Source organism: Solirubrum puertoriconensis (assembly GCF_001483135.1).
GTDB lineage: Bacteria > Bacteroidota > Bacteroidia > Cytophagales > Hymenobacteraceae > Solirubrum > Solirubrum puertoriconensis.
On sequence record NZ_LNAL01000003.1, the window covers coordinates 754,034 to 766,905 of the forward strand.

Below are 12,872 nucleotides of genomic sequence, written 5' to 3' on the forward strand. Positions count from 1 at the left end.
CCACCCGGCAGGCCGGGTGGCTTTCGTTACAACGCTAGGCTGTTATTGCACAGCTTTAATCGGCTCCTTACCCGCTACCCATAGGTCGACGAGCTGACCGGAGCGAATGGTCGCGTTCGGCGTAGCCTCGGGGCGCTGCTTAACCACGGTGCCTTCCTGCTGGCCTTCTTCGGGCTCTTGGTAAAAGGTTTCGCCGGGCACCAGGCCTTGGCCGGCCAGCAGCGTAGCGGCCTCGTCGGCGGGCATGCCCACTACGTTGGGCACCGGAAACTCTTGGTTGCCCAAGCCGTCACCAACTACTAGGTCAACGCGGGTGCCTTTGGCGATGGGAGCACCGGGTTCGATTTCCTTCCCGTTTACCATTTGCTTCAGCACGGCGTTCTGGCGCAGGTCGGGCACGAAGGTGAGCGTACCCACCGCCAGGCCGTAGCTGCTCAGGATCATTTGCGCGTTTTTCTGCGAACCTTCCGTCAGCTTGGGCATTTTGATGACGGGCGGGTTTTTCATGGCCACCTGAATGTAGATCTTCCGACCTTCCTTCACCTTTTCGCCCGGCTTAGGATCTTGCGTTAGCACGGTACCGGGCCGGATGTCGGGCCGATAGGTGCTGTCGTCGACGAAATAGGCCAAGTCGCGGTCGTCGAGGTAATTGTCCAAATCAGCCATCTGCATGCCGGTTACTTTGGGTACCGCAATCGTCTCGCCGTGGTTGGTAGTAACGGGCAGGTAAACAAAGAAAAACAGGAACAGCAGCAGGAACGACACGCCCACAATCACCAGCAGGTGCTTCAGCAGATCGAACCAAGTATCGGATTTCAGAAACGACATTCGGGTTGGTGGTTGGGGTGCGTTAGCCGCGCCCGCCGTGTTGAATGATGTTGAGGGTAAGCAGTCCTAGGTAGGTTTAGGCAACTGGAGCGTGAAGGGCACCCACACGGGTTTTGCCGTACTCCAGAATCTGGTCAATGAAGTCGTAGGGTGTGTAACCAGCCAGCGCAGTTTGGTGGAAGATGCACGTGGCAGGCGTCATACCCGGCAACGAGTTTACCTCGATAATTAGTACCTCTACGTCTGCGTTGTCGCGCACCCGCACAAAGGCATCAATGCGAGCATAACCTTCGATGTTGAGCACCTCGGCTACGCGGCGCAGCTCCTTCTTTACTTCGTCCGAAATGCGCTGGCGCTCGGCTGCATCAGCAGCATAACGAGCAGGCGTAATGTTTTGCCCTTCGCCGGCCAAAAACTTCTCTTCCAGGCTCAGTACTTCGCCGGTGGCCAGTGCTTCCGAAGCCTCGAATACTTCAATATCGCGGCCGCCATCCTCGCGGCGGTGCGTGAGCAACCCCCCCGTAATTTCGAGGAAGTGCTTAGCGCCGTCGCGCGAAATGAGCGTTTCAACCAAGAACACTTCCTTGCGCGGAAACTCTTCTTTGAACCCTAGGTTGAGGGTACGAGCGGAGTCTTCGTACAGGTCTTCCTGGTCGCGGAAAATCAGGCGGGCAAATGCCTCCAGCTCGGCGCGGTTCTTAATCTTCTTCACCGCCGATGAGCAGCCGTCGTCGGAGGGCTTAGCGATGAAGGGGTAAGCAAACTGCTCCTCCAGCGAGCTAAAGAAAGCTTCGGGGCTGGCTTCCCACTCGAGGCGCGAGGCCAAGCGGTGTTCGGCTACCCGCAGGCCAGCTTCGCGCAGGCGGCGATTCGTTTCGAACTTATTAATCGTGATGCTGCTCGACTCCACGCCCGAGCCGTTGTAGGGCAGGCCTACGCGCTCGAGCTGCTGCTGCAGGGCACCGTCTTCGCCGGGGCGGCCGTGCAGGGCAATAAACACCTCGTCAACGCGCTCGGCCAGCTGCTCAAACGTCAGCTTTTCGGGCACCGCTACCGATTGCGCGGCGTAGGTGTGCGTGATTTTAGATGCCTCCTGACGGATGCGCTCCAGAATAGGGTGCTGGCCGTGACCGGCTTCGTAGTGGCGCACCTTGTCGCGAATGTCGTCGGCATTGTCCTTCAACATCACGTTGATGGGCAGCACGTAGAGCTGGTAATCGGCCGACGAACCCGTGAGGAACACCGGCACCGGCTCGTACTTCGCCGAGGATGACAGCTTCTCATAAATGTTGCGGCCGCTTTCCACCGAAATATGGCGCTCCGACGAGTAGCCGCCCATAATCACGGCTACTTTGGTGCGGGGCTTCTGCTCGTGTTGGCGGTTGGCCACGGCTTGATCGAGCGCACGCAGCTTGCTACCCAGCTTTACCGGCTGCAAACCACCGCGGCGGCGTGCGGCCAGCGAGGTGCGGATGATGTAGGTGAGGAACTGCGACGGGTTCAGCCCGATTTCGGCTGCCTGGTGGAAGAAGAACGAAGCCGGGAGCATGCCCGAAGTGGTGTTCGGGTCGTTCAGGAAAATGTCGCCGCTCTCGGTAATGAAGCCGTCGAGGCGAGCATACACCTGGAAGCCGAACGTGCGGAACAACTGCTCGCACTGCTCGCGGATGCGCTGAATGTCGGCTTCGGGCAGCTCAATGGGCGTAATCTTGCGGGCCATGCCGGGCAGGTACTTCGAGCGGTAGTCGAATACCTCGGTGCCTTTCACGATTTCGGTAGGGGGCAGGGCTAACGGGGTTCCGTCCACGTCTTCTACCACAATGCACGAAAACTCGCGGCCTTGCACGAAGGCTTCAATCAGCACTTGCTGTTCACCTTGCACGTTGGTGAGGCGCACTGAGTCTTGCAGCGTTAGGCGCTCATCGAGGGCGCGCAGCAGCGCTTCGGGGTGGTAGATGAACTGGTCGTCGGCATCGTCGAGCACCACGGGTAGGCCAATACCCTCGCGGATGTCGATGAGGTGCTGTGCCCAGGCAATGCGGTCGTGGGCACCTAGGCGCTGCCAGTCCTCGCGGGTAACGGTGCGGCGAAACAGGCTGCGCTCCACGGCGGCCACAAACTTGGCCGGGTCGGCTTCGCGCACGATGCTCACGCCAATGCTCGAGCCCTGGCGCGGCGCCTTCACCACCAGCGGCATGCCTAGCTCTTTCCCTAGGTAAGCCAGCAAGGCAGCGGGGTCAGCAGCATCGAACTCCTCGGCCGTAAGCACGCGGAACGCTGGCGAAGGCAGACCTAATGCATGAATCAGGGTTTTCTGAGCAATCTTATCAATGCCGAAAGCCGAGGGCAGAATGCCCGAGCCGGAGTACGGAACGCCGTACCACTCGAGCAAGCCTTGGATGGCGCCATCTTCGCCGCCGGGGCCGTGCAAGGCCAAGAACGCGAAGTCCATGAGCGCGGGCAGCTCATCGGGGCGCAGGCGGCGGCCTACCTCCGCAATGATGCGGTCTTGCTCATCAATGCTCAGCTCGCCTAGGCTCTCGAGGTACACCTGCAGCTTCAGATCCGACTGCGGCAGGGCCGACACGGGCGGGTAGAAGTCGCGGATGGTACCTTTATAGAGGTACTGCCAATCGAGCAGAATGAAGTTGCCGTGGCTGTCCACGAAGACCGGTACGGCCTGGAACAGCGACTTATCGAGGTTATCGTAAACCGTGCGGCCGCCAGCAAAGGAAATTTCCCGCTCACGCGACGGGCCACCGAAGAAAATGCCAATTCTCATAGCTGAGGCAAAGTTACGGGAAATTCAAGCGTGCAAAGGAACACGACTGTCGGTGAAAAGCTCTCATTAATACAGCAGAGAAATCTGTGGCTCATTTGTGGGCTAGCACGCTTGCTAGGGCAACATTAGTACATAGCGCTTTTTGCATCCCTGCCGAAAAACACCGAACTACGCGGCGCCGCGTATAAGGCGGCGTTTACCCACCTAATCGGTTGCCTATGCAAACCATCGATCAGTACAACTTCGCCGGCAAAAAAGCTTTGGTGCGCGTCGATTTCAACGTGCCCCTCGACAAAGACTACCGTATTACCGACGACACGCGCATTCGGGCTGCAACGCGTACCATCCGCAAAATCCTCGCCGATGGCGGCTCGGTTATCCTCATGTCGCACCTAGGGCGTCCCAAAGGCGGGCCCGAGGAAAAGTACTCGCTGCGTCACCTCGTAAGCCGCCTCAGCACGGAGTACGGCATACCCGTAAAGTTTGCGCCCGATGCCATTGGTGCCGAAGCCGTTGAGTTGGCCCGCACGCTGCAGCCCGGCGAAATTCTGCTGCTCGAAAACCTGCGCTTTTACCCCGAAGAAGAGAAGGGCGACGCTCAGTTTGCCCAGCGTCTAGCCAGCCTGGGCGATGTGTACGTGAACGATGCCTTTGGCACTGCGCACCGCCGCCACGCCTCTACCGCGGTAGTGGCCGAGTCGTTTCCGCAGGCTCGTGTGGGCGGCTATTTGCTGCACAGCGAAGTAGAAAATGCTAACCGCGTGCTCAACAACGCCGAGCGCCCCTTCACGGCCATCATGGGCGGCGCGAAGATTTCGGATAAGATCGAAATCATTGAGCAAATGCTCGACAAAGTAGATAACCTGCTGATTGGTGGTGGCATGGCTTACACCTTTGCCAAAGCGCAAGGCGGCGACATCGGCGCATCGCTGCTTGAAGGCGACAAGATGGACTTGGCCCTCAGCCTGATTCAGAAAGCCAAAGAGAAAGGCGTAAATCTGGTGCTGCCCGCCGACAGCATCATTGCCGATAAGTTTGCCAACGATGCCAACGTAGACGTAGCAGCCAACACGCACATTCCGCCCACCTGGATGGGCCTCGACATTGGCCCCACCACGCGCGAAGAGTTTGCGGCCATCATCCGCAACTCCAAAACCATTTTGTGGAACGGCCCCATGGGTGTGTTTGAGATGAGCAACTTCTCGCTCGGCACCGAATACGTAGCCCGCGCCATTGCCGAAGCTACGGCCAACGGCGCCTACTCGCTCATCGGTGGCGGCGACTCGGCCGCGGCCGTAAACCAACTGGGTTTTGCCGACCGCGTGTCGTACATCTCAACGGGCGGTGGCGCGCTGCTCGAGTATATGGAGGGCAAAACGCTGCCCGGTGTAGCTGCCCTAGGTTAGTAGCTACACAATAGAAAAAAGAAGGCCCCGCAGCTTGCTGCGGGGCCTTTTGCATTAGTTCAGGCTGAAGCCAACGGAGCCGATTAGCTGGCTGCGTTGGCCGAGCAATTGTTGCTCGTACCGCTCGTACTCTGTGGATTTAATCACGTTGTTGTTGCGCAGCCACATAAGCCGCTCGAGCTGTGCTTCGGCCGGCTCAAAGGCATTTACGCGCAAGTATTTGCGCCGCAGGTGGGCAACGGTATAAGCCTGCAGTTGTGCCACTACCGCTGGCAATTGCTTGCCAGAGCTGCCTAAGTCAAGAAAGCTGATGTTGCCTTTGCCAGTGGTTATCACAAAGTGCCAGTGATACTGCTTGGCCGTGTAAGCAACCAGCACACCTAGGAGCCCAAGCAAAATCAGCAGCAGCCAAGCGGCGCTGTTGGGCTGCTCGCCCCTGAGCACGTAATCGTAGAATACCTTGCCGCACCCAAAAGCCAAAAATACGCTCAGCACCGTGAAGCGAACCGGCACGTACCGAAAGCGCGCGGTACCCAGCGGGAGCAAGTCTTCGTATGAAATCGTCAGCTCGTTGTAGGCGTTGAGCTTACGCTCCGTGAAGCGTAATCCTTCGGGCTCAAGCGTAAGCGAACGATGGGTAAAAAAAGCACGCTGTTCGAACACAGAAATTAACCGTTAAAAGCAGGTGCTAAGACACAGGCAACAGCCGAGCTTAGCTGCTTATACGATTGGGTTGCTAAGCGGGTAAGCCATCCTCTTCGTCGGGGCGGCTATAAAGGCTAATCCAAACCAGCTGCCGGAAAAAGTTGAAGGTGGCGCAGCATTCGGGGTCGGTTTTGGTGGCTTTGCCGCGGGCGTGGCGCACAAACAATTCGCGGGCCTCGGCTTCGGGCACGATTTCCAGGCCGCGCACGTAGGCGGCATCGGCTTTGGCGATGGCGCCCATCTGCACCAAGTCGTCAGGAGTAGTAGCGTCGCTAACGTCGCGGTGGCTCAGGCCAGCTTCAAGCATGTGGCCGGCAATGCGCTCGGCCAGGGCCCAGCGGTATTCGGGGGTGGTGCGGTCGGGAGCAGTGGTGGTTGCCATGGCCCTACGTACGCACCGCCCGGCTAGGTGTTGCCAACTGCCGGGCTTAACGAAAAGGCGAAGGCGAAAAGCACAGCGCAAACACCACCAGCATCAGCCAGCCGAGCACCTGCCGGCCCGGCGAAAGGGGGCGCTCATCGGTAGCAGGCGGATGGTAGATGCCCGTAACCCGGCCTAGAAGTAACCCAAACAGCAACCAGCCAGGGTTGCCTTCGATGCCTGGAAAAGTGATGGATACAGCCAGCTGAGCAGACAGAACCCCGGCCACCAACATCCAAACACGGCGGCGCGTGGGCAGTACCCTGCGCAGCACAAAGAACAGGTACAGCAAGTACACCGGGCCTCCGTACAGCCATGTTTCGCGCGAGGAGTTCAGCGAGAAAAGCCCTAGGCCAGCGTAGAAAATAAAGCACAGGAACAATGCTGCCGATAATTGATTGCCGCGTTTGAAGCCCAACAAGCCGTATAAAATGTGGCCACCGTCGAGCTGACCTATAGGCAGTAGGTTGAGCGCCGTGAAGAATAGCCCCAGTACCCCCGCCAACAGGAAGGGATAGTGCATCAGCTCGTTAAGATGGGGGAGGCGGGTAGGGTCGGCCAGCAGCTGAGCCAAGCCATGGTACAGCAGCGGAGGGTTCACGCCAAACGACTCGGCATTGTACACATAGCGGGCGTAGTCGGCACCGTAAAAGCGGTATTCGGGATGCACTTGGAACAAGTACTCTAACGGTGGCAGGTGCGTAAGGCCGTACACCAACACGCCCACAGCCACCACCAAGCCCGCCAGCGGCCCGGCAATGCCTACATCGAAAAACTCGCGGCGCGAAAAAATTTTGTCGCGAATTTGAATGACCGCGCCGAACGTACCGATGTCAATTAGGCCGTTCAAAAATGGTATGTAGTAGGGCAAGGTGGTGCGGATGCGGTTGTGCCTAGCCGCGAAATAGTGCCCAAACTCGTGAACTGTTAATATGCCTAGAAAGGGCAGTGAGTAGGCCAAACCCTTGAATAACTCGGCTTCGCTAGGCCACCACCCACTGCTGCGTAGTCCCCCAAATCTATCCTCGATTATCAGCTGCTTGGCCGTAACCCATTCGGCACCGGCTACTGTGGTGGTGTAGAGCGTAACAAGAAATAGCCCTAGGTGCACCAGCACCACGCGCCACAAAGGAGGAGCGGGGCGCTCGTAGCGCCGCCAGCGTAGCGGAGCTTGTGATGAGCGGTTGAGGGGCGGTGTAACCTGGCCGCCACCCGCACTAGGTGGAAGGGAGGGAAAAGGCACGGAGGGCAGCAGGTAAGGCTTCGGTGAGGGTAAGCGGCGGCTGCAAAAACAAAGTACGAATGCCCAATGCTTCGGCCGTCCGAATGTGTTGGATACTGTCCTCCACGAAAAGGGTTTCCTCAGCGCGCCAATTCATCTCCTGCAACACGTGTTCGAAAATCTCTTTGCCGGGCTTGCGCATACCTACCTCCTGCGAGTAGAACACGCGGTCGAGCACATCGGCAATGCCGTGTTGCAGGCCATGCTCGCGGCGCAACATCTCGTTGATTACCGGAATGTGTATGCTGTTGGTATTGGAAAGTAGCGCAGTTTGATAGCCCTGCCGACCTAGCTCGCGGATGTACTCGAGGCGTGCAAGCGGGATATCCAGCAGCATAGCATTCCAAGCAGTATCCAGTTCGGCATCGGTGGTGTGATGCAGATCGTAGTGCTGGCGCAGGCCTGCACGAAACCCATCAGGAGTAATGCGGCCGGTTTCTAAGTCGTCGAACAAGGCCGATTGCGCCGCCTGTGTAAACTCAATGGTTGTACCTACCCGACTTAGCGCCCGCATGGCCTCCAATGTGCGGTTATAGTCGATATTGATGATTACCCCACCAAAGTCGAATAAGAGGTTAGGCAACCGCCGAGCATAAGTAGACATACAAGCAAAATTTGGTAATGAGGCCGCGAAATTGGTAGATTGCAGCGCCGAAACCAATTAACTGGCTTTCCAGTGCAGGTTTCAGCCGGGCCTATAGCTCAATCGGTTAGAGCAGCTGACTCATAATCAGCAGGTCGCTGGTTCGATTCCAGCTGGGCCCACTAAAGCGGACTGCGTACACCAAGATGTGTGCAGTCCGCTTTTTTTTGTTACTCCAAATCTTATTACTCCATTCTAGTAGGCCGTTTTACTTTCATGCCCTGCTAGGTAGTGTTATTTTTTATTCGCCTACCTCTCAATGATTTAACAAGATCGAAGTTGCTTCTGGTCCAAAATCATTTGCTACGAGGGCAGGATGAACACAGCTAAGGCTATAAGTTTAACCCCGAATAGCTATCCGGCTTCGGTGTTATTTGCTTGCACAAGCACGTACTCGGCACAGGATCGTTCGGCTTTGTTTACCCAAATTCTGCAGCAATGACCAAAATCAAAGTAGCCAACCCGGTGGTAGAGCTGGATGGCGACGAAATGACGCGCATCATCTGGAAGTTCATCAAGGATAAGCTGATTACCCCTTATCTAGAGCTGGACATTAAATACTACGACTTAGGCATCGAGCACCGCGACGAAACCAACGACCAAGTAACCGTGGATGCCGCAAATGCCATTCGCGAGTACGGTGTAGGTATTAAATGCGCTACCATCACCCCAGACGAGGAGCGGGTACGGGAATTCAACCTCAAGCAGATGTGGAAGTCGCCCAACGGCACCATCCGCAACATCCTCGACGGTACTGTTTTTCGCGAGCCTATTGTAATGCAAAACGTACCCCGCCTAGTACCGAACTGGACCGCGCCGATCTGCATCGGCCGCCATGCGTTCGGCGATCAGTACCGCGCTACGGACTTTGTAGCCAAGGGCAAAGGCAAGCTGACCATCACTTTTACTCCTGAAGACGGCAGCGAGGCCCAGTCCTTCGACGTGTACAACTTCCAGGGTGATGGCGTGGCTTTGGCCATGTACAATACCGACGAGTCTATCCGCGGCTTTGCGCACGCTTGCTTTAATCAGGCGTTGATGAAAGGCTGGCCATTGTACCTGTCCACCAAGAACACCATTCTGAAAAAATACGACGGCCGCTTCAAGGATATCTTCCAAGAAATCTACGAGCAGGATTACCGCGAAAAATTCAGGACCGCCGGCATCACCTACGAGCACCGCCTGATCGACGACATGGTGGCTTCCGCGTTGAAGTGGAACGGTAACTTTGTTTGGGCCTGCAAAAATTACGACGGCGACGTACAAAGCGACACCGTGGCTCAAGGCTTTGGCTCGCTGGGGCTGATGACGTCTACGCTGGTTACCCCAGACGGCAAAACCATGGAAGCGGAAGCGGCTCACGGCACGGTAACCCGTCACTACCGCGAACACCAGGCCGGCAAACCTACCTCGACCAATCCCATTGCTTCCATCTTCGCTTGGACACGCGGGCTGGAGTTCCGCGGGGTGCTCGACGGCAACCAAGAACTGATCGACTTCTGCAAAACCCTGGAAGCCGTATGCATCGAAACGGTGGAAAGCGGCAAGATGACCAAGGATTTGGCTGTCTGCATCCACGGCAACCGCGTAGAGCACGGCCGTGATTACCTCTACACAGAGGAGTTCCTGGAGGCTCTAGACCAAAACCTCAAAGCCAAGCTGAGCAAATAAAAGCCTGAACTACAAAATGCGAAGCCCATCCGGTACACGGATGGGCTTCGCATTTTGTAGTTCAGGCGACGGCCTCCGGCGGCACCGACTGCTGCTCGCTTAGCCATTTCAGAGCCTCGGCAGGATTGTCAAACCACGCTACGTGGAAGTAATCTTGCAGGCAAACTAGCAGGTTCTGACCGGAGCGGGCCGCGCCTTCTTCGGGGCTCAGCACGTGGGCAAAGTGAGTTAGCCCGGCCGCCGCTGCTCGCGGGGCCCAGTCGCGGGCACAGTACTCCATTGCGTGGTTCCATGTACCTGTTACTCCAGCATTGTCATTCAAGAGAAATGAGCAGTGGTGACGGGCAAGCAAGTCTAGGCTGGTTTCGGCGGCGTAAATAATACCGCTGTGGGTCTGATAGCCCGTCCACGCGTTGCGAACTACGTGCTGCGAAGCCAGGTAGCAGCCCGCGTAGTAGACCTGCCCGTGCGAGTTGCGCAGGATCTGTTCCATAAGTAGGGGAGTAGGTTAGCTGAATCAGTACTGTTGGCCACGGCTTTGCCACCGCGATTAAACAGCGAGAACGATAAGGAACGGCGATTGGCTACCCTAGGCAGGGATAGACGCAAGCTGGATAACCGGGGGAGGTGTCAACCCGGCAAGAGATAAGCAGAGCAGTAGTAATCCAAACAACTAATCCCGGATGCCAGTCGGATTAGGTTACTCGTGAATTGGTATCATTAACGTAAACTACAACTAAGCTAAACGAAAATGATTTGCGTGAAGGCCGAGAGTTACTCGCCAAACGCTGTGGATTTCTAGCTAAACAAAGTTGCGGATAACGTCAGGAACTGATCCGTCCCGATGGCCATATGAAACTTGATATGTCTATTCGGGCTTCGGACTATTCGCACTAACCAGCCGTATAAACAAGCGTAAATCATTGTCCCGTCGCTGTCGCCGCCTTGGTGGCTGTATTCTGTTCTGCCTGATTGCACGTACGGGTAAGTACACTTAGGGAGTAAGTTTTATCGACGTGCTATGAATCTTCATCACCAAGCCAAGTTCACAAATGCCATTGCCGAGGTCTGGCCGGATCCTGCAGGCTACGCCGTCCTGCGGTGGAAAGCTGGTTTCCGACCTTTCACAGCCTTTATGGAAGCTATGAACGCACTGCTTTGTCAGATCCGCAGCTTGGGAACGGGCAAGACTATGGCCATCCTAACTAATATGGAACCCATAAGTCAGGAGGAAAAGCACTGGATACTTACCCACTGGCTGCCCCGCGCGGTAGTGCAAGGGCAGTGCCGCTACGCAGCGCTGGTAAATCCGCCCGAGCAGATTGATTGGCAAGGTGAGGTAACTACCCGATTTTATACCAGCTTACCTCCGGACTACGCAATTTTTACCGATGAAACGGCGGCTCACAAGTGGCTGCAGGAACAAATTGTAATTCAGTCTCGCTATTAGGGAGAACTGTTGCCGATGCTATAGATGGAAGATTGCTACTTCGTATAGATACTATTGGCCAGTTACTTTATTGAAAGTTTAACTAAGACGAGAGTAAGTGAATAAGCGTGGCTGCAGAATAATAGGGCCTATCGACAGGTCTAGTGAGGTAGGCCTCTCAATCATAAAGTATCCGGCGACATTAAGAAGAGGCCAAACCTTGTTGTTGAACTGTGCAAGAGCTCAAACTCAACCAGCATCCTCACTTGAAGAACCTAGTACAATAACCGACAGCGCTCAACAGACCCTTACAATCGAGCAGGCTGGACTTTGAAAAGGCCGGAAGCGGTTAGTCTTACCTATCGGCGATAACCTAGGCGGCTTTTATTGGTGCTGAAATTGGGATATGCGGGAACATGATCGTTGACAGCTGTGTTGAACTATTCCGCGTAAGCTCGGATTAGTAAGGTGTTAGATGCGAAGAGTAAAAGTCCAGGTGAAATTAAATTACTATGGAATTGTTCCAGTCTCGAGAGAGTTATTATCTTTGCAACCCTGAACAAGGTAGACGGCCGGTTCAGCGTGGAAGCTAGCTTCTCTTCTATATAGGCCCACAATTGAAAATGCAGCAGGAATTAAGTTTAAAATAAATTTCTGCAAAGCTTGACAATTAGAAAAAGCTTATTACCTTTGCACTCCCAATCACAACCAGGGCGACTTGAAAATAAAAACTGCTGCTCTGAACTAATTGGACAAAACATATTGTTGCTACTAGTGTAATAGGCAATAGCAACAACACGGCTGCAGAGGTGGCCGCGACGCCGAGACGACAGGTTTCGGCCGACGTTCTTTGAAAGACTGGAAAGACAAAAAGGTAAGTGCGTTCTGCTTTCGAGCGGAACGCGGGCAAGCGTAAAAAGCACAGCTCGTTATAGACGAGTCGGATCAGCACTCGACACGGGCGTTGCTTCGGCAGCGCCGGCAAGTTTTTTTACAATGGAGAGTTTGATCCTGGCTCAGGATGAACGCTAGCGGCAGGCCTAATACATGCAAGTCGAACGGGCGCAGCAATGCGTCAGTGGCGCACGGGTGCGTAACGCGTAGGCAATCTGCCTACACCTGGGGGATAGCCCGCCGAAAGGTGGATTAATACCGCATGACACCGCGGGCCGGCATCGGCTGGCGGTTAAAGAATTTCGGGTGTAGATGAGCCTGCGTGCCATTAGCTAGTTGGCGGGGTAAGGGCCCACCAAGGCGACGATGGCTAGGGGAGCTGAGAGGCCGATCCCCCACACTGGCACTGAGATACGGGCCAGACTCCTACGGGAGGCAGCAGTAGGGAATATTGGGCAATGGGAGCAATCCTGACCCAGCCATGCCGCGTGCCGGATGAAGGCCTTCTGGGTTGTAAACGGCTTTTGACCGGGAAGAAAAAGCCCCTGCGGGGGAAACCGACGGTACCGGTTGAATAAGCACCGGCTAACTCCGTGCCAGCAGCCGCGGTAATACGGAGGGTGCGAGCGTTGTCCGGATTTATTGGGTTTAAAGGGTGCGTAGGCGGCCCCGCAAGTCCGTGGTGAAAGCCTCTTGCTCAACAAGAGAACTGCCATGGATACTACGGGGCTTGAGTCCAGACGAGGTTGGCGGAATGGACGGTGTAGCGGTGAAATGCATAGATACCGTCCAGAACCCCGATTGCGTAGGC

The 12,872-nt window shown here is 55.9% G+C and carries 10 protein-coding genes, 1 tRNA gene and 1 rRNA gene; 5 read left to right on the forward strand and 7 right to left on the reverse strand.

The genetic code is table 11. The features are described 5' to 3' along the window. Nucleotides 1-42: 42 nt before the first annotated feature. Together ASU33_RS03750 and ASU33_RS03755 are read right to left on the reverse strand one after the other, a co-directional pair. Complete coding sequence (locus ASU33_RS03750; RefSeq protein ID WP_059068241.1) at nucleotides 43-828, reverse strand: PASTA domain-containing protein; 786 nt, start codon at nucleotides 826-828, stop codon at nucleotides 43-45. Between the two features lie 76 nt (nucleotides 829-904). Beyond that, a complete protein-coding gene (locus ASU33_RS03755) occupies nucleotides 905-3,610 on the reverse strand; it encodes a D-alanine--D-alanine ligase family protein (protein WP_059068243.1) in 2,706 nt (901 codons plus the stop codon). A gap of 218 nt (nucleotides 3,611-3,828) precedes the next feature. On the opposite strand from ASU33_RS03755, the gene ASU33_RS03760 reads away from it, so the two are divergent. Beyond that, nucleotides 3,829-5,016, forward strand: a complete 1,188-nt coding sequence (locus tag ASU33_RS03760) for a phosphoglycerate kinase (RefSeq protein ID WP_059068245.1) — start codon at nucleotides 3,829-3,831, stop codon at nucleotides 5,014-5,016. A gap of 54 nt (nucleotides 5,017-5,070) precedes the next feature. Here the strand turns inward: ASU33_RS03760 and ASU33_RS03765 are convergent, their stop codons facing one another. From ASU33_RS03765 to ASU33_RS03780, 4 genes are all read right to left on the reverse strand, one after another. After that, complete coding sequence (locus tag ASU33_RS03765; protein ID WP_059068247.1) at nucleotides 5,071-5,679, reverse strand: hypothetical protein; 609 nt, start codon at nucleotides 5,677-5,679, stop codon at nucleotides 5,071-5,073. Between the two features lie 73 nt (nucleotides 5,680-5,752). Continuing rightward, nucleotides 5,753-6,103: a hypothetical protein gene (locus ASU33_RS03770; protein WP_059068249.1), complete on the reverse strand. Its 351-nt coding sequence runs from the start codon at nucleotides 6,101-6,103 to the stop codon at nucleotides 5,753-5,755. A 46-nt stretch (nucleotides 6,104-6,149) separates the two neighbouring features. Next, nucleotides 6,150-7,385, reverse strand: coding sequence for a site-2 protease family protein (locus ASU33_RS03775; RefSeq protein WP_286130401.1), 1,236 nt, complete (start codon nucleotides 7,383-7,385; stop codon nucleotides 6,150-6,152). Continuing rightward, the gene (locus ASU33_RS03780) at nucleotides 7,360-8,028 is read right to left on the reverse strand and encodes an HAD family hydrolase (protein ID WP_078062842.1); all 669 of its coding nucleotides are present in this window, start codon (nucleotides 8,026-8,028) and stop codon (nucleotides 7,360-7,362) included. Before ASU33_RS03780 ends, ASU33_RS03775 begins: the two co-directional genes overlap by 26 nt. Before the next feature lie 87 nt (nucleotides 8,029-8,115). Between ASU33_RS03780 and ASU33_RS03785 the strand changes: the two genes are divergently transcribed. Next, nucleotides 8,116-8,189: transfer RNA gene (locus ASU33_RS03785), tRNA-Ile, on the forward strand. 316 nt (nucleotides 8,190-8,505) lie between these two features. Next, nucleotides 8,506-9,738 carry an NADP-dependent isocitrate dehydrogenase gene (locus ASU33_RS03790; RefSeq protein WP_059068255.1) on the forward strand — a complete coding sequence of 411 codons (1,233 nt, stop codon included), beginning with the start codon at nucleotides 8,506-8,508 and terminating at the stop codon, nucleotides 9,736-9,738. 61 nt (nucleotides 9,739-9,799) lie between these two features. Here ASU33_RS03790 and ASU33_RS03795 read toward each other — a convergent pair whose 3' ends face one another. Then, entirely contained in the window at nucleotides 9,800-10,231 is a 432-nt protein-coding gene (locus tag ASU33_RS03795; protein WP_059068257.1) for a hypothetical protein, read from the reverse strand. A 528-nt stretch (nucleotides 10,232-10,759) separates the two neighbouring features. On the opposite strand from ASU33_RS03795, the gene ASU33_RS03800 reads away from it, so the two are divergent. Together ASU33_RS03800 and ASU33_RS03805 are read left to right on the forward strand one after the other, a co-directional pair. After that, nucleotides 10,760-11,188: a hypothetical protein gene (locus ASU33_RS03800; RefSeq protein ID WP_059068258.1), complete on the forward strand. Its 429-nt coding sequence runs from the start codon at nucleotides 10,760-10,762 to the stop codon at nucleotides 11,186-11,188. A gap of 972 nt (nucleotides 11,189-12,160) precedes the next feature. Next, nucleotides 12,161-12,872, forward strand: a 16S ribosomal RNA gene (locus ASU33_RS03805); the annotation flags it as partial.